At 40.7% G+C, this 24,975-nt stretch carries 22 protein-coding genes and 3 pseudogenes; 13 read left to right on the top strand and 12 right to left on the bottom strand.

Translation table 11 applies throughout. The annotated features are described in order from the left end of the window. Positions 1–35: 35 nt before the first annotated feature. The 3 genes from ACNQGS_RS17145 to ACNQGS_RS17135 all read right to left on the bottom strand — a co-directional run bounded on the left by ACNQGS_RS17145 (position 36) and on the right by ACNQGS_RS17135 (position 3,454). Complete coding sequence (locus tag ACNQGS_RS17145; protein ID WP_491488364.1) at positions 36–1,298, bottom strand: dicarboxylate/amino acid:cation symporter; 1,263 nt, start codon at positions 1,296–1,298, stop codon at positions 36–38. 194 nt (positions 1,299–1,492) lie between these two features. Continuing rightward, positions 1,493–2,209, bottom strand: coding sequence for a YwaF family protein (locus tag ACNQGS_RS17140; RefSeq protein ID WP_491488363.1), 717 nt, complete (start codon positions 2,207–2,209; stop codon positions 1,493–1,495). Positions 2,210–2,392: 183 nt separating this feature from the next. Next, on the bottom strand, positions 2,393–3,454 hold the full coding sequence (locus ACNQGS_RS17135; protein WP_491488362.1) for a DctP family TRAP transporter solute-binding subunit: 1,062 nt from the start codon (positions 3,452–3,454) through the stop codon (positions 2,393–2,395). Positions 3,455–3,534: 80 nt separating this feature from the next. Here ACNQGS_RS17135 and ACNQGS_RS17130 point away from each other — a divergent pair, with 80 nt between their 5' ends. From ACNQGS_RS17130 to ACNQGS_RS17110, 5 genes are all read left to right on the top strand, one after another. Next, complete coding sequence (locus ACNQGS_RS17130; protein ID WP_491488361.1) at positions 3,535–5,106, top strand: ATP-binding protein; 1,572 nt, start codon at positions 3,535–3,537, stop codon at positions 5,104–5,106. Positions 5,107–5,122: 16 nt separating this feature from the next. Next, on the top strand, positions 5,123–5,803 hold the full coding sequence (locus ACNQGS_RS17125; RefSeq protein WP_491488360.1) for a response regulator: 681 nt from the start codon (positions 5,123–5,125) through the stop codon (positions 5,801–5,803). Between the two features lie 91 nt (positions 5,804–5,894). Beyond that, complete coding sequence (locus ACNQGS_RS17120; protein WP_491488359.1) at positions 5,895–6,854, top strand: 2-hydroxyacid dehydrogenase; 960 nt, start codon at positions 5,895–5,897, stop codon at positions 6,852–6,854. A 276-nt stretch (positions 6,855–7,130) separates the two neighbouring features. After that, positions 7,131–8,117: a Gfo/Idh/MocA family protein gene (locus ACNQGS_RS17115; RefSeq protein ID WP_491488357.1), complete on the top strand. Its 987-nt coding sequence runs from the start codon at positions 7,131–7,133 to the stop codon at positions 8,115–8,117. Positions 8,118–8,257: 140 nt separating this feature from the next. Next, on the top strand, positions 8,258–8,485 hold the full coding sequence (locus ACNQGS_RS17110) for a hypothetical protein (protein WP_491488356.1): 228 nt from the start codon (positions 8,258–8,260) through the stop codon (positions 8,483–8,485). Between the two features lie 142 nt (positions 8,486–8,627). Here the strand turns inward: ACNQGS_RS17110 and ACNQGS_RS17105 are convergent, their stop codons facing one another. Next, complete coding sequence (locus ACNQGS_RS17105) at positions 8,628–8,945, bottom strand: hypothetical protein (RefSeq protein WP_491488355.1); 318 nt, start codon at positions 8,943–8,945, stop codon at positions 8,628–8,630. A gap of 237 nt (positions 8,946–9,182) precedes the next feature. Between ACNQGS_RS17105 and ACNQGS_RS17100 the strand changes: the two genes are divergently transcribed. Next, complete coding sequence (locus ACNQGS_RS17100) at positions 9,183–10,199, top strand: pirin family protein (RefSeq protein ID WP_491488354.1); 1,017 nt, start codon at positions 9,183–9,185, stop codon at positions 10,197–10,199. Positions 10,200–10,290: 91 nt separating this feature from the next. Beyond that, positions 10,291–10,735: pseudogene (locus ACNQGS_RS17095) on the top strand (carboxymuconolactone decarboxylase family protein). A 139-nt stretch (positions 10,736–10,874) separates the two neighbouring features. Here ACNQGS_RS17095 and ACNQGS_RS17090 read toward each other — a convergent pair. The 3 genes and pseudogenes from ACNQGS_RS17090 to ACNQGS_RS17080 form a co-directional block, all read right to left on the bottom strand. Further along, positions 10,875–12,664 (bottom strand): annotated as a pseudogene (locus ACNQGS_RS17090) (MMPL family transporter). Between the two features lie 142 nt (positions 12,665–12,806). Further along, entirely contained in the window at positions 12,807–13,433 is a 627-nt protein-coding gene (locus tag ACNQGS_RS17085; protein ID WP_491488353.1) for a TetR/AcrR family transcriptional regulator, read from the bottom strand. A gap of 29 nt (positions 13,434–13,462) precedes the next feature. After that, a complete protein-coding gene (locus tag ACNQGS_RS17080) occupies positions 13,463–14,182 on the bottom strand; it encodes a metallophosphoesterase family protein (protein ID WP_491488352.1) in 720 nt (239 codons plus the stop codon). A gap of 74 nt (positions 14,183–14,256) precedes the next feature. Between ACNQGS_RS17080 and ACNQGS_RS17075 the strand changes: the two genes are divergently transcribed. After that, a complete protein-coding gene (locus ACNQGS_RS17075; protein WP_491488351.1) occupies positions 14,257–14,529 on the top strand; it encodes a hypothetical protein in 273 nt (90 codons plus the stop codon). A 52-nt stretch (positions 14,530–14,581) separates the two neighbouring features. After that, on the top strand, positions 14,582–15,124 hold the full coding sequence (locus tag ACNQGS_RS17070) for a DUF4865 family protein (protein WP_491488350.1): 543 nt from the start codon (positions 14,582–14,584) through the stop codon (positions 15,122–15,124). A gap of 872 nt (positions 15,125–15,996) precedes the next feature. Here ACNQGS_RS17070 and ACNQGS_RS17065 read toward each other — a convergent pair. Then, positions 15,997–16,350 carry a hypothetical protein gene (locus ACNQGS_RS17065; RefSeq protein WP_491488349.1) on the bottom strand — a complete coding sequence of 118 codons (354 nt, stop codon included), beginning with the start codon at positions 16,348–16,350 and terminating at the stop codon, positions 15,997–15,999. 179 nt (positions 16,351–16,529) lie between these two features. After that, a complete protein-coding gene (locus ACNQGS_RS17060; protein WP_491488348.1) occupies positions 16,530–17,324 on the bottom strand; it encodes an N-acetylmuramoyl-L-alanine amidase in 795 nt (264 codons plus the stop codon). 237 nt (positions 17,325–17,561) lie between these two features. On the opposite strand from ACNQGS_RS17060, the gene ACNQGS_RS17055 reads away from it, so the two are divergent. After that, on the top strand, positions 17,562–18,527 hold the full coding sequence (locus tag ACNQGS_RS17055) for a S8 family peptidase (protein WP_491488347.1): 966 nt from the start codon (positions 17,562–17,564) through the stop codon (positions 18,525–18,527). 49 nt (positions 18,528–18,576) lie between these two features. On the opposite strand, the pseudogene ACNQGS_RS17050 reads toward ACNQGS_RS17055, so the two are convergent. The 3 genes and pseudogenes from ACNQGS_RS17050 to ACNQGS_RS17040 form a co-directional block, all read right to left on the bottom strand. Beyond that, a pseudogene (locus tag ACNQGS_RS17050) lies at positions 18,577–18,765 on the bottom strand (transposase); the annotation flags it as partial. A gap of 144 nt (positions 18,766–18,909) precedes the next feature. Continuing rightward, positions 18,910–19,836, bottom strand: a complete 927-nt coding sequence (locus ACNQGS_RS17045) for a response regulator (protein WP_491488346.1) — start codon at positions 19,834–19,836, stop codon at positions 18,910–18,912. A gap of 4 nt (positions 19,837–19,840) precedes the next feature. Beyond that, positions 19,841–21,148 carry a sensor histidine kinase gene (locus tag ACNQGS_RS17040; RefSeq protein WP_491488345.1) on the bottom strand — a complete coding sequence of 436 codons (1,308 nt, stop codon included), beginning with the start codon at positions 21,146–21,148 and terminating at the stop codon, positions 19,841–19,843. Positions 21,149–21,383: 235 nt separating this feature from the next. Between ACNQGS_RS17040 and ACNQGS_RS17035 the strand changes: the two genes are divergently transcribed. The 3 genes from ACNQGS_RS17035 (at position 21,384) to ACNQGS_RS17025 (ending at position 24,972) form a co-directional block, all read left to right on the top strand. Next, positions 21,384–22,661 (top strand): cation:dicarboxylate symporter family transporter, encoded by a 1,278-nt coding sequence (locus ACNQGS_RS17035; RefSeq protein WP_491488344.1) that lies wholly within the window; start codon positions 21,384–21,386, stop codon positions 22,659–22,661. A 221-nt stretch (positions 22,662–22,882) separates the two neighbouring features. After that, positions 22,883–23,755 (top strand): DMT family transporter, encoded by an 873-nt coding sequence (locus ACNQGS_RS17030; RefSeq protein ID WP_491488343.1) that lies wholly within the window; start codon positions 22,883–22,885, stop codon positions 23,753–23,755. A gap of 221 nt (positions 23,756–23,976) precedes the next feature. After that, positions 23,977–24,972: an ABC transporter substrate-binding protein gene (locus tag ACNQGS_RS17025; RefSeq protein WP_491488342.1), complete on the top strand. Its 996-nt coding sequence runs from the start codon at positions 23,977–23,979 to the stop codon at positions 24,970–24,972. Positions 24,973–24,975: the final 3 nt, after the last annotated feature.

The raw sequence follows: 24,975 nt of genomic DNA, 5'->3' as shown, positions 1-24,975 counted from the left end.
ACTCAGTGGAGCCAGCCCTTTTTTTATACGTATTATTAAGAAGCAATAGAAGTTTTTGTTTTAGCCGCAGGTGCGCTGCTTGCTTTAAATTCTCCTTCAGTTTTTGAAATTACAACCGTTGCTACACCGTTACCAATTAAGTTGGTAATCGCACGCGCTTCAGACATGAATCGGTCTACACCTAGGATAAGCGCCATTCCTTCAACAGGAATCATTGGGAAGGCAGCTAATGTGGCGGCTAATGTGATGAATCCGGATCCAGTAACGCCGGCTGCACCTTTTGAAGTAAGCATTAACACGCCAAGCAGGGTCACTAGCTGCCAAATGGTTAATTCGACTCCATAGGCTTGGGCAATGAAGACTGCAGCCATGGATAGGTAGATGGAAGTTCCATCAAGATTGAAAGAATAACCTGTCGGAACAACAAGACCGACTACTGATTTTGAACAGCCGTACTTTTCTAGTCTCTCCATCATCTTTGGAAGAGCAGATTCTGAAGATGATGTTCCTAAAACAAGCAGGATTTCTTCTTTAATATATTTTAAGAAGCTAAAGATATTGAAGTTATAGAATTTAGCAATAGTGCCTAGAACGAATACGATGAACAGGAACATTGTAATATAGACGGAACCCATTAATTTACCTAATGAGATAAGAGATTCGATACCGAAATTACCGATTGTGAAAGCCATCGCTCCGAATGCTGCAATTGGAGATACTTTCATGATCATATTAACAATAGCAAAGAAAATTTCAGAAACTTTTTCAAAGAATGAAATGACTGGTGCTGCTTTTTCCCCCAAAGAAGCAGCGGCAACTCCGAATAACACCGCAAAGAATAGAACCGGCAGCAAAGTTCCCCCAGAAAGTGCTGCAAGCGCATTATCAGGGACGATTCCTAAGATAAAGTCCATAACGCCGTGGCTTGTTTCAGCAGCAGCTTTAGTGTACTGTGAAACGTCTGCCCCTTCAGCGGCTTTGGTGTTAAAGCCGTGACCAGGCTTGATAATAGAAACTACAAGAATACCAATTGCCAATGCGAAGGTAGTGACAATTTCAAAATAAAGCAGTGCCTTACCGCCAATACGGCCAACCTTCTTTAAATCTCCCATATTTCCAATCCCGATGACGATGGTAAAGAAGATGATTGGTGCGATGACCATTTTTATTAGTTTAATAAAGATATCTGCTAGAACCTTTAGCTTTGCCCCAAACTCTGGAAACAGAAACCCGACTGCAATACCTAGAATAATACCGATAATAACTTGAACCGTTAAATTGCGAAAATTAATTTTCATTCCTTTTACCCCCTTCGTTTGATAACGTTTTCATTTCTCCTTGTTTTCATATTAATTGATAATTTGAAATTTTAATATTTTAGGTGATAATGGTCTTTTTGGTCTTTTTGGTCTTAGAATTGGGCAAAGAATATTTAGTGTTAATAATAAGAAAAGGGACTGCCTGCCAAGGCAATCCCAATTTCGACTATTTTTCAGCTATCATATTTTCCCCTTTTTTCTCTGAAAACGAACCAAACGATTAAGGTAAGTATAATGGTAAGTACTTCTAGTGAAAGAATATAGTACGGGTAAGGGCCTAAGAAGTCTAATAAACTTGCATGTTTGGGTTTATGATTTAGGTACATATAATTTCCATCTACAAGATAATTAATAAGCAAGACAGTCGGCGCCAAAACATTTATGAATACTAACAGCTTTACACAGGACCAAATCGTTGGCCTGAACCCCTTTGCCCATGTGAAATAAAGCGGTACCCAAACGACCACCATATGGGTAATAAAGAAATGAAAAAAGCGGAAATGTGGGAAGTCGTAGTTTAATGATGGGGTGAAAATAGCTTGCGTGGCACCTAGCAGGCCTGTGAACAACAATATTTCATAAAGAAGTTTCTTTCTGGAAAATAAGAAAATAATCGTTAAAAGCAAACTAATATTGCATAATTCAAGCGGGAGAGAATGACTTGCTTTCCAGTTTCCATTTACATACATCCATAAATGGTTAATCAATTCTAGTATAATCAATGAGATGGCTAAGCCTATTTCTGCGTGTCTCCATTTTTCGTCCTTTAACCGGCCTCGCATATAGTAAAGTCCCGCTGTAAAACCCAAGAAGATACCCATAATGATAAAATGACTTAATGAAAACATTTCAAAATCGAACTTAGCATAATTATCCCCAAACCACTCCATAGTTTCACCATCCTTTCATTACATAATGGGTGGACCGAACAATTTATGTTGAGCCTTTGTAGTAACATATGCTAGTACTGTACTGCGTGTTCGACATTCCACTGTCCTGAAAACATCAAGAAAAAAAGCCTTGAATAATCAAGGCTCTAAAGGTCATATTAGAATTCTTCAATAAGAGACACTTTAGTGTGTCTCCAGTTGGTCCATCCTTTTCTTTACAAATTCTTTCATTTCCTTGTCTTTTGTAGTTTGCAGAAACTTCTGGTAAACAGGTCTTAAGGCTTGATACCACTCCATTTTTTCCTGCTCCGTTAATCGATAAATTTGGATGGAGGATTCACGCTCTATTAGATTGAGCTGCTCTTTGTTTACCCGTTGTGATTCGGAAATCATCCACGAGGTGGTTTCGGCCATTGCCTCTTGAATATCCCGCTGGACCTCTTTAGGCAGCTTGTCCCAAAACTCTTTGTTCATTAGAACCGCATAACCTAAGAATCCATGATTACTGACAGTCATATACTTTTGCATCCCATAAATGCGTCTGGAATAAATATTTGAAATGGTATTTTCTTGACCGTCAAATTGGTCTTCCTGAAGCGATGTATATAATTGGTTAAAAGGAACCTCGACAGGCTGAGCGCCTAGTGCCTCGAATTGTTTAGCTATAATAGGACTTGGCATAATTCGAAATCTTTGACCTTTAAAATCATCTGGGTACAAAAGGGGGTTAAGATTGCTCGACATTTGCTTAAAGCCATTGCTCCATAAGGCCAGCCCTTTGATTCCTTTGTTCTCATTTAATGATAAAAACCTATGACCAAGCTCGCTTGAAAGTGTCTCTTCAATATCTTGATCATTCTCAAACAAAAACGGCAAGTCAAACAGTCCCCATTCTGGTGCTAGGTTTGTCAGTTTGGATACGGAGGGGGCAATCATTTGGACATCGTTATCAATAAGAGCGTCGAGCTCATCTTCGTCAGTATGCAAACTTCCATTTGGATACACTTCTACTTTGACTAAGCCATCTGTTTTTTCCTCCACCAGCCGGGCGAACTTTTGTGCGGCCAGCCCCTTAGGAGTATTTTCAGCAACAACGTGGCTAAAACGGATGACGATTTGTTTGGACAAACCGTCCTGTTCATCATCATAGGGGATTTCCTTCCCGCTTAACAAACTGGCGGGCAAGAAGAAGAAACCAATTATTAAGGTGATGACAAGCACGCTTGATGCAATTAAATACTTCATCAGAAATTCCCCCTTGTTTTCCTTATTATTTTAACATGTTAAAATTATTTTAGTAGATTTCATCTGAAAGGAATACTCCTATGAATCGTCTCTCAATACAGACCAAGATTACGGCGCTGATCTTTTTCATTGTTTCATTCTCTCTGTTACTTGCCGGAATTATCGTTATTAGTAATTTCATCAATACTGAAGAGGCTGAATTACAAAAAAGGGCTTTACTTTCGGCACAAACCATTGCAGAGGATGGAGGAATCAAATCCAATATTACGGGAAGCATGGAGGACAAGAGGAAGATTCGCAAACGAGTGGAAACATTGCGAATCATCCATCATGCGGACTATATTGTTGTGATGGATATGAATCATATGCGTCTATCTCACCCCCTTCCAAGCTTGATAGGAAAAAGGTCGAATGGGAGCGATGAGGGACCGGCATTTGCCGAACTTACCTACACGACAAAAGCAAAAGGTGAAGTAGGCACCATGATTCGAGCCTTTGTGCCGATTATGAATGAGGAGCATCAGCAAGTCGGGGTCGTCCTGGCAGGTTATAAACTTCCTACTTTTTTTGAAATGATTTGGGATTTACGGATGGAAATTCTATTTGCCGGCTTCATCTCATTATTGTTTGGCGGCTGGGGGTCCTGGCTGTTTGCTTCTAAAATGAAAAAGCAAATGTTTAATTTGGAACCGCACGAGATTGCTCAATTAGTCCAGGAGCGGACGGAAACCTTTAATGCCATGCATGAAGGGATTATCGCCATTGACAAGGAAGAAAAGATTACGATTTTTAACGATAAAGCAAAAACAATGATGGGGATTTCAGGAGATGTGATTGGCAGGTCTATTGCCGAGGTAGTACCGGACACAAGATTGCCGGAAATTCTCGAGCTCAAGAAGCCGATTTATAACAAAGAGCTGACCGTTCGTAATTTAAATATACACAGTAATCGCATTCCGATTAAAGTAAATAATGAAATCATTGGAGCACTTGCCATATTCCAAGACCGCACTGAAGTGAAAAAACTGGCCGAAGAGTTAACCGGCTTTAAAGCTTTTGTCAGTGCCTTAAGGGTGCAAAATCACGAACATATGAACAAGCTTCATACAATTGCTGGACTGTTGCAGCTTGGGAACCCGAAAAAAGCGCTTGAATATGTATTTCAAACAGCAGAAGAGCAAGAAGAACTGACACAATTTTTGTCGAAGAATATTAAGAGTGAAAGTCTTTCCGGCCTGTTGATTAGTAAGGTTAGCAGAGCCAAGGAATTGGGCATTCATTTACATATTGACCGCAACAGCCGGCTGCATTCGTTTCCAGAACCGTTGGATGAACATGATTTTGTGATTATTATCGGAAACCTTATTGAAAATGCGTTTGATTCCTATAGGAACAAGGATGTAGATGAGAAAAATATTTATGTTAGTATCGAACATGATGAGGAGATTTTATCGATTCTCGTTGAAGACAGCGGGAGCGGCATTCCTGAAAACGTTCTGCCGCATATTTTTACAAAGGGCTTTTCAACCAAGGACAGCTTGGATCATGGAATTGGGCTTTATTTAATAAAAGAAATCGTTGATCGGGCGGGCGGCACGATTCAGGTAGAATCTGACCTTGGAAAAGGGACGACCTTTATTGTAACGATTTAACAAGGGGGATTGTTGTATGGCTGAAGGACTAATTCGGGTTCTGTTAATAGAGGATGATCCGATGGTTCAAGAAATAAATAGGCAGTTTGTGGAGAGGGTAGAAGGGTATAAGGTCATTGGTGTTGCCTCAAATGGAAAAGAGGGGATTGAGCTTATCAAAAAAGAAAAGCCGGACCTCGTTTTTATCGATATTTATATGCCCAACCAGGATGGAATTACGACAATCAAACAAATTCGCTCAGAGGAACTCGGAACGGATGTCATTGCGGTAACGGCAGCAAGTGATATTGAAACGGTCCGTGATGTCCTGCAGCATGGAGCCGTTGATTATATCATGAAGCCTTTTAAATTTGAGCGGATCCAGCAAGCTTTGATAAATTACCGGAATTATTATAGCAGTCTTTTGAAAAAAGATGCGATTTCCCAGCAGGAACTGGATCATTTGTTATTTCAGCGAGGCAAGCAGGACAAAGGTGAGCTGCCAAAAGGACTGAATATGTTGACACTAGAAAAGGTAATCGAATATTTAAAAGGGCAGGACCAGGCCATCTCTGCAGAAGCAGTCGCAGAAGGCATCGGCCTCGCCCGTGTCACCGCGAGACGATACTTAGAATATCTCGAACAAAGCGGAAAAGTGGAAATCGTCATCGAATATGGCGGAATTGGCCGGCCTGTTAACCAATATAAAATTTTGTGATGCATGGGGACGGTTCTTTTGCCTCACTTCCGTGAGGCAAAAGAACCGTCCCTAGGTTTCAATAAATATAATGTAATTAGGAGGGGTAGAGATGAAACCAAAAGTGATAGTTTATAAAAAAGTAGATTCTAATGTTTTGGAATTTTTACAGCAAACATGTGAAGTTGTTTATTTTGAGGAACTAGATTCAAATACATATCCTGCATTTTTTCAGGAATTGAAAAATGCAGATGGGATATTGGGTTCACGGTTGAAAGTGGACGCCGGATTATTGGACAAGGCTCCTCAGTTAAAAATAGTCAGCAATATGTCAGTAGGATACGATAATCTGGATATAGTGGCATTGGCAGCACGTGGAGTCATGGCAACGAATACCCCTGATGTATTGAATGATACGGTAGCAGATACGATTATGGGATTAATTTTGGCTGCGGCAAGAAGGATACCGGAATTGGACCAATGGATGAAAACCGGGCAGTGGCAATCCGAACTGAAAGAACAGTGGTATGGGGTAGATGTCCATCATAAGGTATTAGGAATTATTGGCATGGGCGGAGTTGGCACTACCGTGGCCAAAAGGGCGCACTGTGGCTTTGATATGGAGATTCTTTACCACAATCGATCAAGAAATATGGCTGCAGAAGAGAAGTATGGCGCCACCTATTGTTCAATGGAAGAATTGTTGAAGAAATCCGATTTTGTCTGTCTCCTGACGCCGCTCACGCCGGAAACCGAAAAGCTAATCGGAAGAAGAGAGTTCGAGCTCATGAAAAAGTCGGCGATTTTTATCAATGCGTCAAGAGGGAAAACCGTTGACGAAGAAGCATTGATTCAGGCCTTGCAAGCTGGCGAAATTGCTGGTGCCGGCTTGGATGTGTTTGTCCAGGAACCAATTAACATGGACAATCCGCTACTTTCAATGAAGAACGTAGTAACCTTACCGCATATCGGCTCAGCCACCTATGAAACCCGCCTTCAAATGGCAATGACAGCGGCGACTAACCTCGTTGCCGGCCTAACAGGCGACACTCCGGCAAATTTAATCAAGTGAAGCATGGGGACGGTTCTTTTGCATCATTTAGTGATGCAAAAGAACCGTCCCAGTGTAACATTTGAGAACCTACCATAAGGTAAGATTTGCCGTTTAAATTATCACCTGCTTGGAGGCCGGTGATATTTTTTGTGAAAGAAAGGCTTTTACCTTTAGAAATTAATTTATAATAAACTTAGAGATAATGGCCTTATATCAAGAGCAACCTGTATTTCTAGTTGAATTGGGAAAATTTAATAAATCCGAGACAACCAAAGAAGAAGGAGACCTATGACCATGAAAGTCGAAAAAGTTCGTTGGGGTATTATTGGCTGCGGCGATGTTACCGAGGTAAAGAGCGGGCCAGCTTTTCAAAAAGTTAAGAATTCAGAGTTAGTTGCTGTTATGAGGAGAACCGGTGAACTAGCGAAAGACTATGCGGAAAGACACCATGTCCCGAAATGGTACGATAATGCCGATTCACTTATAAACGACCCGGATGTTGATGCTGTCTACATTGCTACACCGCCAGGGGCACACAAAGAATATACCCTTAAAGCTGCACAGGCGGGAAAACCTGTCTATGTAGAAAAGCCAATGGCGCTCAATTTTGCCGAATGCCAGGAAATGATTGCTGCCTGCAAAGCCGCCGGCGTTCCTTTATTTGTTGCCTACTACCGCAGGGAAATGCCTCGATTTTTAAAAATTAAAGAGTTGTTGGAGAAAAACGCAATCGGAGATGTCCGTTTTGTTTCAACAACACAGTATCAAAAAGCTTCAGATGACGTAAAGGATCCCGAAAAACTCTCATGGAGAGTTCAACCTGAAATTTCAGGCGGCGGGCTGTATTACGACCTCGCCAGCCACACCCTTGATTTGCTCGATTTTCTACTGGGGCCGATTAAGAACGTTAACGGATTTGCCTCCAACCAGGCGGGTTATTACCGGGCGGAAGATATTGTGACTGGTACATACATGTTCGAATCCGGAATCCATGGCACAGGAACTTGGTGCTTTTCCGCTTTTGAAAATGTCGATGTCAACGAAATCATTGGCAGTAAAGGGAAAATTACCTTTTCCACTTTTGGGTCGGAACCTATTGTTTTGACAACTGCTGAAGGCGCGGAGCAATGGAGTTTTGAACCGCTGCAGCATGTTCATCAGCCTCTTGTGGAAACGATAGTAGAGGAATTGACAGGAGATGGCGGCAAGTGCCCGAGTACTGGAGAGTCTGGTGCGCGGACAAATTGGGTCATGGGGGAAATGACCAATACGATGCTTTAAAAAAATGGGGCAGGCTTCAATTATCTAGTTGTGATAACATTGTGAATGTTTTAACAAACTGATTGAACCTATACATGAATCTGTTATGATAATAATGTGAATAGATTCACAAAAGCGTTTTGTATGGGGGGCTGAAAGCCATGTTTTCAAAAAAGAAAACCATCGTATTAGATTTATATGATCAGTATCGGACTCAGGAAGAGTTAAGCGAGATTGTCGTTCACGACCTGAAAGAAAGAGGAACTCAGTGTCAAAAGGTGGATTACAATACCGTCCTCGTAAATGACAAAACCTACTCCGTTTCAGATAGAGTATTTCCAATCTGTGGCTTTATTGTCCATCAAGCGGTATTAAAACAAATTCAATAATTCAAATAGATAAGCGGGAGAGCGGCCATTCTCTCGCTTTTCCCTTTTCATAACGCTTCCGAGGACATGGAGAAGTGTTTAACTTAACAGACTTAAGTAGAAGAACACCCAAGGGAACTTCCTAAGGGTGTTCTTCTATAAACTATCTTACAAATTCGCTATGGTGATAGCCATTTTGGGTTGCGTACACCTCATACCATTCATATTTCGGGGCTTTTAGCCACTCGTACTTCGGGAGGTAAACGAGGTATCGGATGTTGCCATCGCTATCAAGCAACGTTTTGAAGATTTTAAATCTCCCAAATCCAAAAGTTTGGTCCATATAACCCTCCAAACCACCTCTTACAAAATGGTTCTTATCCTCCTGCTCCTGCTTATTCAACTCAATCAACCCATCCACAAAAATACTCAGCAAAACCAAAGTAACCGCAATCAACACAAAAACCAGAATATTCAACAAAAAAATAACCTCCTAAATCAAGATAAGTGATGCATGGGGACGGTTCTTTTGCCTCATTCAGAATTGAAGCATGAGAACCGTACCCGTGCTTCAAAATCCGCAAAGATGCATCATCTCCTTTGTTTTTGTTAAAATCAATTCGATTGTACTTTTGGAGAGTATAAGAAGGTGTGATTAAGATAACTTTGTTTTGAGATAAATAAGAACATTTTTTGAAAATTTAGGAGGGTAAATAAAATGTCAAATAAGACAATCCTTAATATACAAAAGTTGGGCTTTCCATGGGTGACGGAGGATCCTTTTTTGATGACTGTGCATCATAAGGATGCTTATCCACCGGGAAATGATGAACAGGGGCCAAGCACTTCATTGGCTGGCAGAAATCTTGGGCAGGATTTTACGATTAGAGACGGCTTTCGGATGTATCATGGCGAAACGGTACCGGGATTTCCGGCACATCCACACAAGGGATTTGAAACGGTGACGATTGTTCTGGAAGGTTTGGTCGACCACTTTGATTCGACTGGTGCTAAGGGGCGTTATGGAAATGGAGATGTGCAGTGGCTGACAACCGGGAAAGGCTGCCTGCATACTGAAATGTTTCCGCTTGTCCATAAGGATAAGGGCAACCCGCTTGAGCTTTTTCAAATTTGGCTGAATCTTGCCGCTAAGGATAAAACGGCTAATCCTGATTATAAAATGCTGTGGGCTGAAGATATCCCTGAAATAGAATCCACGGATGCAAATGGGAAGAAAACGACAGTCCGGCTGATTGCGGGAAAACTTCAGGGGAAAAACAGTTTAGATCCGGCTGCTGCTTCATGGGCAAAAGACCCTAATAATCATGTCGGAATCTACCTTATTCGGCTGGAACCAGGAGCAGCGTTTACACTGCCAACGGTATCCAAAACATTGAATCGGAACATTTATTTTTACGAAGGAGAAGAAATCCATCTGGAGGGGACAACTGTCCAAGCTTATCATCGTGTCAAGCTTACAGGGGATCAGGAAATCGAAATCACCAATGGCAAAAAAGAGGCATATATTCTCGTTCTTGAAGGTGAACCGATTGGCGAACCAGTCGTGCAGCATGGCCCGTTCGTGATGAATTCAGAACAGGAAATCATACAAGCCTTCAACGACTATCGCAGAACACAATTCGGCGGCTGGCCATGGGGCAGGATGGACCCTGTCAATGAACCAGAGGATAGGAGATTTGCACGTCACGGGGATGGAAGAATAGAGAAAAGATAGCGCAAGGGGATATGTAATAAGACAAAGTTTTAGTACCAATATTACTAGAAGGATATAATAGTCTTATATTAAATCAAAGGAGTCTTGCTTTATGGTCTTAAGGGTTCCCTACTACGACATTGCACCTGAAGGTTTGTTTGAAAATTATGATGGAGATGGAGAAGTATACGAAAACAACAGCAATCGATCGAAAACTTCGTGAGTTGATAAAAATTCGTGCTTCCCAAATTAACGGATGTGCATTTTGTTTGAATATGCAAGAAGATGCTCGGAAAATGGGAGAAACCGAACAACGAATATACTGCGTTAGCGCTTGGGAAGACTGTGAATTCTATACCGAGCAAGAAAAGGTGGCTTTAGAGCTTACAGAGCACATAACGTTAATTCCAACCAAACGTGTTCCAGAGGAGCTTTATCAACGAGTCCGAAAACATTTTGACGAGAAACAATATGTTGACCTTGTTCTAATCATCAATCAAATCAACAGTTGGAATAGAATTTCTATTTCAATGGGGAATATGGCAACTGAAAAGTAATGACTCAAGAACGTACATCTATGGTGTTCGTTCTTTTTTCCTCTATACAGAAAGCGCCCAGAGGTAGTCTGTTATTGTTTAAAAAAGGGTTAAGAAAAAGAAGAGCAGCCCACAAAGCTGCTCCCCATTGTTATCCATATTATTGTTTGCTACCCAATTGCCTTTCCTTCTTTTCAAACAACACAATCAACCCCGGCAACAGCACACCCCTTACCAAGAAGGTATCCAGCAGGATCCCAATGGCGACGATGAAGCCGAAAACAAATAGGAGTTGAATGGGCTGTGTCATCAGAACGGCAAAGGTAGCCGCGAGAATTATTCCTGCCGAGGAGATGACTCCGCCTGTGCTAGCGACTGCAATTTCGACTGCCTCCCGTACTGAGTGCTTAGCCCGTTCTTCCTGATAACGGGAAATCAACATGATATTGTAATCTATTCCAAGTGCAATCAAGAACACAAATGAATATAACGGAACACGGTTGCTGATGGTATCGATATCAAAGAACAAATTGCTTAGGAACATCCCCAGCCCCAGTGCAGCAAGGAATGAAATCAAGATGGTCCCAATCATATAAACCGACATCTTGATTGACCTGGTCAAACTAATCAGCATCACGAAAATCAAAAGCGTCTCAAGCATGGAGCGAGGTCGCCTTTCTCAAATTTCTCCTCCAGAATTTCATAGCCCATTCGGGATGGCATATCTTTCGGAAATGATTTCATCGTATCAAACTCAAATTTCATGTTCACCATATTGCTTGCTGATAACAGTAGGAACAAGCCAATCACCGCCACCGAAAGACCCGGTTTTCTAGCAACAAAGCGTCCGATCCGGCTCCATAACGAATTATTTTTGATAGCATCCTGGCCCACCTTAGGAATAACCGGCCAAAAGGATTTTCTGCCAAAAAGGGCAAACAGGGCTGGGACCAAAGTCACCGATGCAATCATGATAATCAGCATAGTGGTGGCAAATGTTGGAGCAAAGTTCCGGTAATCACCAAATCTTGCAAAAAATAATACCAACATGGCCGCAAGAACGGTCCCGCCGGAATAGAACACAGGTGTTCCGACTTCCCGCATCGCCTGCCTCATCGCATCAAATTTATTCTCATGTTTTTTCAATTCTTCTATAAACCGCGAGAACACAAATAAAGAATAATCAATCACGGCCGCAAACAGTAGAATCGTCATGATGGACAACGTTTGGCTGCTCATTACCAGTCCTGCCTTGCCCATGAGGCCAAGTGTCTGCATCACCACTTCATACACAAAGGCAGCAGCCAACAGCGGAATTAACGCCAACAGCGGTGAGCGGTAAATCACAATCAATAGCACTAGGATCAGGCCGACTGTTGATAATAAAAGAACAATATCTGCTCTTGAAAATAGATCCAGGGTATCGGTGGCAATACCTGCTGGGCCGGTTACGTACAAGGTTAAATCGGAGTTTTTCTTGACGATTTCCTGAATCGCATCCTCCACCTTTTTAATTTCCTTTGTCTCAATTGATGAATCAATGCTTAAAGGAACAATTGCCGTGGTTTTATCGTCTGAAAAGAAGCCTGCGGCAGCCTGTGGCGGCAGTTTTGATAACGGCACAATCTGGTCCACGCCCTGGATCTTTTCCTTTTCAATTTTATCAACGAGGCTGGCGAGCTGAGGGAAAGTGATTTCACCTTCCTTCGATTGAAAAACGAGTATCGCAGGGATTCCTTCATTGTCTTTAAAGTATTTATCCACTTTCTTTTGGGCGATGACCGACTGGGCATCTTCCGGAATCGATTTGAGGCTGGATACTTCATAGTCCTTGGCGCCTGGGGCCAGGACTGCCAACAGCATTGCGGCCGCAAACCAGAGTCCAAGCGTAATCCACATTTCTTTTTTGGTCGAGACACGGTCTGTGAGAGATTGCAAGAATGATTTCATTGCATAAACACCTTTCTGAGTTAGTTTTTATAAAACTATTGGATCTAAAAACTGACACAAAGTGACACTTGTGTCACTTTTGGTAAAAAGTAATTGACACTATTGTCACTAACATTATCTTTTAAAGTGACAGATGTGTCAATTACTTGTTTATGAACATTCCGTGACTGATAATCTCTTTAATCGATTGAACCCAAACATCTTGTTGGATGCCGAAATGATTCGGAATGGCGATGGTTTGAAAAATAATTCCTAGCACCAGTGCATCAGGAATATGGGTCTTCAGCTTGTTCTCGGCTTTCCCGAGTGTCACAAAGTTTTGCATATAACTGTACATTTCCAAGTGCATTTTTTCTAGCTCTTGCGTATTGTTCAGTACCTTTTCATTGAGGGAGGAAGGGATTTGCCGGCCTATCTCAATGAGTTGATGGATTTCACTATTTCTAAAAATAAGTTCAAAAAGGAATTCAAATTGCCTGTCAAAGTCATCTAATTCGGCTATTTCCTTTAATTCTGCAAGGAAATGCTTCATCTCAAATAACATATAATCGGTAATCAGTTCTTCCTTATTTTCGAAGTATTTGTAAATTGCGCCGCGGGAAATCTCCATTCGTTCTGCTAATAGACTGAAAGTAAAACCCTCATATCCATGTTCGAGCAGAAGCTGCTTGGTGTACTGAAATAATTCCTCCGTCGAAAACTTGCGCTCCCGTGCCATGATGCCACCTCCATCCATAAATGTAACATGGGGACGGTTCTTTTGCATCATTATTGATGCAAAAGAACCGTCCCTATGCATCAAATTTTTCCGTTTCGAATGACCTGTTTCATCATATCCTTATTCGGATAGTTTACTTCATCATAAAGCTGGATGATTTTTTCTAAATCATAGCTGACTCGCTGGATGGATGTGTTGATATTTCCTTGATTGATTTCTACCAGTCCGTAGGAAGCCTTTGTTAGACCATCGAATGGGAGGCCGACACTGCCAATATTCATAACGACTTTTCCATCGATGTATCGAACATAAGGACGATGAATATGGGCATAAACATAAACATCTGCAACGGATGGCTTCATTAAGCTAGTCTTGATCGTTTCGTCATCGGCATAGGGAAGGACGATTTTGAATAAACTGTTTGGTGTTGCATGGTAAGCTCCTATTTTGATTTCATCCACGTTCACTGTCAAATGAATTGGCAGATTTTCAAGGTATTGGAGATCGGCCGAATCCAGTTTCCCAACAGTCCATTGTCGTTCAGTATTCATCAACTCCAACGCATGATCCGGAACCTCTCCTGCACGAACACCGCGAACCACCCACTCATCAGCATTTCCTTTAATGACATCGGTATCTAACGACTGAATCAATTCAAGCGAGCGCTTTGGTTCCGGTCCTCGGTAGCAAATGTCACCAAGAACATAAATTTTGTCCACGTTTTTTTGCTTAATATCAGCAAGAACCGCATCAAGTGCAACTGCGTTCCCATGAATATCAGAAATAAAGGCTATTTTCATGATTCACTCAACTCCCCGCATCTTTGCTTTTTAAAAAATAATACCATTAAATGGTTGAACGGACCAAATAGGGAATGATTAATGGCAGTTATAGAATTGAAGTTCAATATAAAGGCAGCAAATCAATCGAGTATATCGATTTTAATATCCATCCACCACATTATGAAGCAGGTATCCCTTCCTTGGACGAAAAGGGCTTTTACCAATGGGAATGTAAGGATGACTGTGGGTTTTATGATAAAGATGAGAAACTCCTCTTTTTTATTGTTTGGAAGGAAGGCAACCATTCTGAGGAAAAAATGAGGTTTATTGATTTAAAAAAGATACCGACTAATTGGTGGAAGTAGAGGTACAACTAAAGGAAAATTGTTAAAATAGTGTCGTGGAGGTGGAGAAAAAATGATTGCAACCCAATATAAGATTACACTCCCGAGCGATTATGATATGAATATAATCAGAGACAGAGTGAAAAATAATGGCCATAAAACGGACGGGTTTGAAGATTTAAAGTTTAAACTCTATTTGATCACTGAAAAAGGAATCCATAATAATTTGCAAAACAGTTATAGCCCGTTATATCTTTGGAAAGGGAATAACGGATTGAACAAGTTTTTATTTAATGGGTTTTATGACAATATCCTAAACTCCTTTGGCTGGCAGCAAGTGAATGTCGGAATTCCCCTGATTGATACCACTACATCTAAAATAACTGAGAATAAGTACTTATTCCAAATCACAACAGAAATACCTCCGCAAGACAGTCTAAACCACCTGAGAGATAATATTGCAGAAAGCAATCCTATCATAGAAGAGACGGAATATCTCGTTCCTTATAGTCCGGAGAGATGGAAGTACGATGGTTTTTATTTCTTAAATGATTTAAGCCATGTAAAAGATATGAGTGGAGTCGTTTATTCGATTTTGCATATATCACAAGGGTAATACCTATGCCTATTCTGTATCATAAATGGTCAAAAATATGCCCAGTCTTTTTTCAGGACTGGGCTTTTTTCTTTTTTTTTCTTTTTTTTCTCTTTTGTGAGGCTTCTATAAAATTCCTTTGGGGATTACTAATACATAGCATGAGCTTTAATTGGCTATACCGTATTTTTCACAATGATGCAAGAACCGTCCCCATGCACCACCCTTTTGCATCAGTTTTAAGGAATGATGCATGGGAACCGTCCGAGACTACTGAAAAATACATCCTAATAAGCAGCTGTTAGTGCGAGTTACAAAACCTATATTGAGGGAAAAGAATTACATGTAAAATTTGATAAAAAAATGCATTATTGATGACAATCTTTTCAAAAAAGCTTTGTACACGCTCTAACAAATTTAATAATTGTGGGGATGGAAACAAAAATCCTCTTGAAAAGGCGTGGGGGTTGCGCTAAAGAGCGGTGGCCGGATGAATTTGAATAATCGTAAAGCGTGAGACGGTATGGGTCTCTATTCCTTGAAAGAGCGACAAATTCTAATGATAAATGTTAATCATTCAGGATTTACTAAAATTATACTATAACAAGTGTTGAAAACGCTTCAAAAAGGAAGAGGAAGCAGTTGGAATCGATACATAGACTAAGCCCGTTATTAAAGATGTTGGCGGAAAATGGTAGTTAATCAAAAATTCCAGCATGGATGGACGATACCAGCCGGGGATTTCTGTCTATACTGGAAGATTATAGCCTCTTTGGACATATGCTGGCGAACGGAGGAGAGGTCGATAGTGTTCGCATTTTAGGGAGGGAGACGCTCGAACTCTCTATCACCAGATCTTTTGCAGCATAATAATTGGGATGCTCTGAAGTAGGTTAGCATTGGATTTCTTGACGGGTTTTTTCTAGATTTTGTATAGCTGTATCTATCATTCTTTTATATAGGCTCAAAATCGATTGTCCATAATTGATGCCTGGCACTGCCCATTTTCCATTTAAACTAACCCAAATTGGGGCAGATCCTCTTTTTACATGATTAAGGCGATGATCGACTAATGGATATTTTTTTGGCAGCTGTTCGGTAGAGGCATAAGCATAAGCAAATAAATGTTGGATATGGGCTAGTACACCATTTTCTGGTGTAACAAAGCTTGCTCCTAAGCCGCCGCAAAAGTTGTTTTGCCCCGGCCGTACGACTCCAGTAAATCGAAGGTAGTCTGTTTCATGCATCGCTTGGGCAAAGGCGATGTCTCCTCTGATTCCATAATGTCATCCAAAGATGGTATAATACATTCCTAAATCGAGTACATTAGGATTGTATTTTTTACAAATAGATTTATATGCTCTGGAGAGAGGAAGGTTTGTCCTTATATAAAATAGCCCGAAGGCTCCTCGCTAGAACCACCGTTTTAGGTAATAATAAAAGCATCACTAATTCCTGCCTGTTTGACTACTTCCAAACGTCTATCCGCATTTTCCCGGCTTGAAAAAGCTCCTGCTTGAACTCGGTACCAAGTACTGCCAGAGATCAATACGGTATCAACAAACGATTCAATGCCTATAGAGCGAAGATAAGCAACGCGATCTTCCGCATTTTCCTTTGATTGGAATGATCCTGCTATTACCTTATAGATCGTTCCGGAAGTATCCTCTTGTTTTCGCTGAAGATTAAACGCTTTTGCGACCCCATTGGCATGACCTAGTGCCACGTTTTCACGCCATGAGGACTGTTTCATCAGTGCAGCATCTTGTGCATTGTCAATAAAACCATTTTCTGATAAAAGTGCCGGCATCGCGGATTCACGTAGAACATGGAAATTGGCTTTTTTCTGGCCGCGGTCTTGCAGCTGATTCAATTTCATGACCTCGGCATGGATAATGTCCTGGTATTTGGCGGTGATGGAAGAGTCGGATTGACTCGTATGAATATAGTCTTCGTATCCTCTTGCCGAGCCATTATAGGCATTGCAGTGAATGGACAAATAATAATCAGCGCCCCAGGCATTCGCCTCATTCGTCCGCTGGCTTAGCGTTTTGCTCGTATCGCCTGTACGGCTCATCAAAATTTGAATATTTTCATAGTTCGTTGTTAAGATGGAATGTATTTTCAGCGCAATTCCTAATGTAATATCCTTTTCTTTTAGTCCGTTGCCTACGGCTCCTGAATCAGAGCCGCCATGACCTGGATCTAAATAAAGTTTCATCAAAAATCCTCCATTCTTTTAGTAATATAATTTTATATACTGTATATTATGAATGTAATGGAAATTTGAGTGGGGAAAAGTACCATTTGTCTATTAATTTTAGGATTTTACCACAAGCCTGCTGTTACCATATAAAAATATGATTAAGAAATTATGACAAATGAATAAGACTTGTCCCTTTTTAAATATCGGTTTCATATAAATATATTAAAATACTATTTTCAAAGGAGAATCAAAATGGCACAAAATCAAGTTAAATTATTTCCTTTTACTGTTCAGAAGGTTATGGATAAAACAAAAGAAATACCTATGGGGGTCCGTTTAATACAAGCACCTGCCATTTGGGATCAAAGCGACAAGGGCAAAGGGATTGTTGTGGCTGTTATTGATACGGGTATTGACACAGATCATTCGGATTTAAAGGATCGAATTATTGGCGGAAGGAATTTTACAACTGATTTTAAGGGTAACCCTAATGTCTACGAAGATAATAATGGTCATGGCACACATGTTTCGGGGACGATTGCGGCAAGTTTCAATAATTCCGGTGTGGTGGGAGTTGCTCCGCTGGCACAAATTTTAAGTTTAAAAGCGTTATCGGGAAATGGTTCTGGTGATTATGAATGGATTATCAATGCAATCAACTATGCCGTGGATTGGCGTGGTCCTAAAAATGAACGAGTTCGCGTGATTTCCATGTCACTCGGCGGCCCGGAAGATGTACCTGAATTGCACAAAGCGATTCAAAATGCGGTCAATAATGATGTCTCTGTTGTGGTGGCGGCAGGAAATGAAGGGGATGGTCGAGAAGACACCTTTGAGTATGCTTATCCTGGAGCCTATAACGAAGTCATTTCGGCAGGAGCAGTAAGCATGGATTTACAGCTTGCCCCATTTACAAATACCAATACAGAAATCGATGTTGTCGCCCCGGGTGTCGAGGTTCTATCAACGTACCCTGACAATAAATATGCAAAATTATCAGGAACTTCGATGGCGGCTCCACATGTAGCCGGGGCGTTAGCTTTAATCATTGTTTTAAGTGAAAAAGAGTTTGATAGACCGCTTAGTGAAGTAGAGATCTATGCACAGCTTGTCAGACGGGCATTGCCACTGGGCTTCCGAAAAAGCTCAGAAGGAAATGGATTGGTTTTATTAAATTTAGTAGAAAAGATGAAGGATAAAATCAAGCTAAATAAATGAAAGAGGAGGGGGAACCGTGATCCGATAAATTGTAAAATTTCTGTAGTTATAAAAGGTTAACCATTAGTTCAGGTTCTTTAGCCGGTCTTCCGTAATACTTACAAAAAGAATCCTTGAGATGTTTGTTAATAAAACTAAAATCAACGGCATTATTAATCTTTCTAAGCATATAATTATTTGGAATTTTATCGTATAATAATGAATAGATGCTTAATTGCATATTTTTGTCTTTAAGCACCGAAAATCCCCCTCTTGGTAATGGTTTCTCGACAATTCCATTATACCAAATTGGGGGATTTTTCTATTTATTTAAATTATTATTCTAAAAAAATACATTCCAATTATTTGGTAGTGCTTTTCAGTGGTTCGAACCGTCCCTATGTTATATTTTGTGGTGTATTTCGAAATAGAGCGCTTGGATGAATTTTTTCATGTTGATTCGGAGTGGGCTCGGTGTGGCGGTTTTTTTGTCTTTTAATTCTTTCATTTTTTGCCGGACGGTTGTAAAATCGAAAAACTTTGATGAGTAATTTTCAAACTTTGGGTGGGAAAAGTCTGTCAGCCCTAGTGAAGCGAGGCCATTCAACGATTGATAAATAGCCCTCCGGACACGCTGTTCGGAGGCTTTTATTTCTCTTTGAAGATCTGCCTCGCTGGCTGCTTTACCAAGTTTCTTCAAAGCTATGATTCTAAAAGTCTCCTTAAGGGAAGGAAATCCATTAGTAAATGTTTGCATCTGTTCGTAGTCATGGAGAAACTGCATAATCTCCAACAGGTCTTTACCCCCGCTTTCACCGGCAATGCCCAGTTCCGAAAGAAGAAACCGCCCGGCGTCCGAGAAAGTTTTCCCTTTTTCCCGATGTAAATTTCCCTCTGGTTTTTGAAAGCTAATATTCATCGCATTTTGTATAGACCTTTGGATATCCTGGATGGATTTCTCTAATCGGGCATGCTCGATAACCTTCTTTACAACCGAAACGACCTCGATTTTATTAATCGGCTTTGTTATGTAATGGTCAATCCCCTTTAAGTATGCTTGTCCAATCAGGTCCTTAGATTCCACTTGTGAAATCATGATGACCTTTCCTTTAAAAACCGGCTTGATTTTCTGTACCGTTTCGATGCCGTCTTGAACCGGCATTAACAGGTCAATTAGTAAAATATCAACCTTCTTCATATCTAAAAGTTCTCCGCTAACCTCGGAACCGTCGGCAGCCTCGCCGACGACTTTGCCAAGGTCATCATCTTCAATAATATGGCTAAGCATCGTACGAATCGATATATCATCATCAATGATAAAAAATCGCATGAAATCACTCTTTTCTCGTTATTTTTGCCATTGGCAGGTGAACAGTGAAAGCTGCCCCTCTGCCATCTTCCGAATCATTAAGCAGAACATTGCCATTATGCATTTCTGCCACTTCCTTCACGTAGGTCAACCCAATACCCGTGGAGGATTTGCCAGTGCTGTCGAATTTTAAAGTGAATCCGGGTTTAAATATGACATCTTTATATTGGCTGGGAATTCCGGGTCCGGTATCCTTAACTCGGATTGTCAGCCAATCTTGATTTTGTTCAGCCAATAGCTCAATTTTCCCCGTTTCATTGATCGCCTCGACGGAATTGGAAACAAGGTTGTTGACAATGGAGGTAAATGTATATGCATGATAATCGGGGTGTGTTCCGCTAATTGAAAAGACGAACTCAATTTTTTTCCCCAACAGCTCAGCATACTTTTTATTTGTCCTTACAATAATTGAAAAAAGGGAGTCAATGTCAATATAATCAAGCAAACTTTCCTCGGTAATCAGTTTGGAAAGCCCGGATAAAATTCGTTGATTATCCTTTTTGATTTCATGAACTTCACCAGCAATCCGCAAGGCTTGCTGAGGAATCCCTGTCAAAGAGAAGTCTCTTTGTCCCTCGTTGATTTCGTGCAAATCCTTGTAAAGATTGTAGGATTGTTTGGTGACCTTCTCGGCAAACTGAAGGGTTTTTTTCAAAAGGATGGTCTCTTCATAAAGATTCGAAACGACCATGATCATATGTTCATTTCGCTTTTGGATTTCCGTTTCCTTCAGCTTGGATTCATGGTATTTAAGAGTACTAAATAAACCAACTACAAAAAAACTTCGAAATACAGCGAAAATCAAAATTTTATGGACGGCATCAATAGTTGTTAATTCTTCAAATAAAAGCCTTTCGAAAAACAACTCTGACATTCCAGCCGCAAATTCTGTTACTATTCCCAATAGGCCTATCACCCAAGGCAACTGGTTAAACTGGTGGATTTTCAATAAGAAAAAGACCAAAGCATAGGTGAAATAATAGACAAAGGATGGCAGGTTAGCATGAATGGATACCAGCCAATCAAACGGTTCGAGAAAAATAGCATCAAGAAGGATTCGAAAAACTAGCACGGAAACCCCTGCAAGCGCTCCGCACAAAATAGCGGGTACTTTTCTTAGCCCCAATAAAAAGAGAAAAAGGGCAGGGGGTCCAAAGCTCACCCGATAGACCTCATTAAATGGATAAAATTTTACCTCCCCAGCAAGCGGAACCAAAATGGCCATTGCGGCTAGTAAGGTAAGTTCATTTTTTGAAAAAATTTTAATGTTCAATTTCCGCCACAACCTCATATTCTAACAATCCATCATTTAATGCAAAAAAAAATTGTAGGTTTTTGTAGATTTCTTGTTATATTGTGTAGTTACTATTTTACATTAAGACTAGCCTCACTGAAAACGCTCTCAGTAAATCACCGCCTCAAATTATAGTTTTATTTTAGCTAGAAATCCATTGGAAAAAAACTCTTCTAAGACCAAATCGAAAAAAAAATTAAAAAGAGGTGCTTAAATGAAAAAAATAGGTTTAGCTTGGCAAATCTTAATCGGACTAATCCTTGGTATTGTGATTGGTGCCGTTTTCTATGGTAATCCCGATGTTGCAAAGTACTTACAGCCAATCGGGGATATCTTCCTAAGACTGATCAAAATGATTGTCATTCCAATTGTTATCTCCAGTTTAATTGTAGGGGTTTCCAGTGTAGGTGATACAAAAAAGCTTGGAAAAATCGGCGGCAAAACCATTATTTATTTTGAAATTATCACAACAATCGCGATTGTAGTTGGGCTGCTATCTGCGAATATTTTTCAACCGGGCTCTGGGGTTGATATGAGTTCATTACAAAAAACGGATATTGGCAGTTACGTAGATACTGCTGAAACTGTTGAAAGCCATGGGATGGCTGAAACTTTTGTGAACGTAGTCCCGCCAAATTTTATTAAGGCAATTGTTGATGGAAACATGCTAGCCATCATTTTCTTCTCAATTTTATTTGGACTAGGCGTTACTGCCATCGGAGAAAAAGGAAAACCGGTAATTGCCTTTTTCCAAGGGACCGCGGAAACCATGTTCTGGGTAACGAATCAAGTGATGAAATTTGCTCCTTTCGGTGTATTTGCATTAATAGGCGTGACGGTATCTAAGTTCGGTATTGAATCATTACTGCCATTGGGCAAATTAGTCATTATTGGCTATGCGACGATGCTGTTCTTTGTATTGGTGATCCTAGGGGCAGTTGCCAAATTAGCCGGCGTGAATATTTTTAATATCATCCGTCTGCTAAAAGATGAGTTAATTTTGGCCTATTCCACGTCAAGTTCTGAAACGGTAATGCCAAGATTAATGGAGAAAATGGAGAAGTTCGGTTGTCCAAAAGCGATTACCTCCTTTGTTATTCCTACGGGTTATTCCTTTAACCTTGATGGCTCAACACTGTACCAAGCATTAGCAGCACTGTTTATTGCCCAAATGTATGGCATCGATTTATCCATTGCTGACCAAATTTCTTTGATGCTTGTCTTAATGGTAACATCAAAAGGAATTGCCGGTGTTCCTGGAGTTTCGTTCGTTGTTCTCTTGGCCACGCTCGGAACAGTAGGAATTCCGCTGGAAGGTCTTGCGTTCATTGCTGGTATCGACCGTATTCTCGATATGGCCAGAACCGTTGTCAATGTCATTGGAAACTCATTGGCTGTAGTGGTAATGTCCAAATGGGAAGGCCAGTTTGATAAAGAAAAAGCTAATTCGTACTTACAAACCTTGAATGATACAAAGCAGCAGGCAGCTTAATGGAATAGCTGATTTAGTAGAGGAACCCAGTAAAGTTTGGGTTCCTTTATTGGTGTAATCACGAGGTGTGTGAAATTTTTAATAATTGATAGATTGGCCTTATGTTCAATAGAATGGGCTATTAAATAATTCTATTTTCGAAAATGATGCATAAGAACCGTCCCCATGCATCATTAGCAACCCGAAAAAATATATTGCGAGGACTTTCTAATAGATTTAAAATGAGAGTGGAAAATGATAGGGAAGAAGGTTTCAGCATGTGGATTGCTGCAGCATTGGTAACAACCTTAAGCTTCGGTACAAATAACACGATTTTTAAATGGAGTACAAGCCGTGGTTTGTCCAAAGTGCATATCCAGTTTTTCTTTTATTTTGTGGCGTTTATCTTAACACTTGCTTATGGAATTTATATTGGGGATTTACGGTTTAACCTTTATGCCATCATTTTGGGCGGCCTGATTGGCATCTTAAATGCGAATGGCAATATTCAGATGTCCAAAGCATTTGAAAAGGGGCCTGCCAGCTTAACTTCACCGCTAATTGGGGCAAATGCAATTATGCCGATTCTTGGAGCCGCGATTATTTTTCATGAACGAATCAGTCTTTACCATTGGCTCGGAATTGTGGTAATCCTAGGTTCTGCGCTGATGATTCAATATTCGCCGAGTGCAAATCACGGCACGAATTACGGTCCATGGATTTACAGGGTCGTACTGGCTATTCTCTCTTTCGGAATGCTTGGGATTTTAATGAAAACAACATCTTATCTGCATATCAGTTCGCTTAGTACATTAATTTGTATGTATGGCGGAGGCAGCATTTATCTGGGGCTGACAAGCCTGCGGGAAAAGGAAACCTGGAGGAGATCCGAAGCCAATGTCGGCTCAATTGCCGGACTGGTCAGTGTTATCGGTTACAGCTGTTATTTCTATGCACTGCAGACTGGGATTGCCAGCATTATTTTCCCAATCGTCAGCTTGAATTGCCTTGTGGTCATCCTGGCGGGCTGTTGGTTCTTTAAGGAAAAATTGAAACGATACCAGCTTGTCGGCATATTTTCTGCGATTCTTGGAATTATTTTTACAAAAATATGATACGTGGGGACGGTTCTTGTGCTTCAATTTTTGAAGCACAAGAACCGTCCCTTTGCTTTATCAAAAATGAGTAACGCTTTTTTGGTTTAAAGTGATAAAATTTTTATCGAAAATCTATTGTTCTATAACAATAATATATGGTAAAATCTGAATATTATTTATTTTTCAGAAAAATTAAAGCGGTTATTACTGCGTACATAGTCCGCTGAGGGGGAGAAAAGGTGAAAAAGAGTTTAGCCATTGTTTTGATGGGAGTATTGTTGCTGCTTTCTGCTTGCGGTGGGGGAAGCAAGGAAACTAGTGGGGAAAAGAAAGAAAAAGAAGTAAAAATAGGGATTACGCAAATCGTGGAGCATCCGTCCCTTGATGCCGCCCGCGAAGGGTTTATCGCGGCTTTGAAGGATGCTGGTTATGAAGAAGGAAAGAACCTGAAGCTTGATTACCAAAATGCACAGGGCGACATGAATACCAATTTATCAATTGCCCAAAAATTAGTTTCGGACAAGAATGATCTAATTTTAGCAATTGCTACTCCGAGTGCACAGGCCGTACTGAAAAACACGAAGGAGATCCCAGTTTTATTTACAGCTATCACGGATCCGGTCGGTGCGCAATTGGTAAAAAGCATAGATCAGCCAGGCGGAAATTCCACTGGAACATCCGATACGCACCCAGATGCCATCAAGAATACAATTGCAGCGATCAAGAAGTTTGTTCCAAATGCCAAGAAGGTCGGCATCATCTATAATAATGGTGAGCCTAACTCGGTTGTAAACGTGAAGAATGCCAAGAAAGCAATTGAAGCAGAGGGACTAGAGGCAGTTGAGACAACGATAACAGCTGGTTCTGAAGTGAAGCAGGCTGCTGAATCATTAGTTGGCCGTGTGGATGTCCTTTACATTCCTAAGGACAATACGGTTGTTGCTGCTCTTGAATCCGTCATTACTGTTGCAAATGCGAAGGATATCCCAACATTTGTTGGTGAAGGGGATTCTGTAAAACGCGGAGCATTCGCCTCTTATGGACTTAACTACCATGACCTTGGCTATTCAACTGGTAAAATGGCAGTCGAAATCCTAAAAGGAAAGAAACCGAGCGAAATTCCAGTTGGCTTCCCTGAAAAACTAGAGCTCGTCATCAACAAAAAAGCCGCTGCTGAAGAAGGCATCACCCTAACAGAAGATTTAATTAAGGGCGCGAAGATAGTAGGAGAATAAGTG

This window comes from Neobacillus sp. PVCKKU3 (assembly GCF_058323225.1).
The sequence above is the reverse complement of the archived record's forward strand: the minus strand, read 5'-3'. Positions and strand labels throughout refer to the sequence as shown.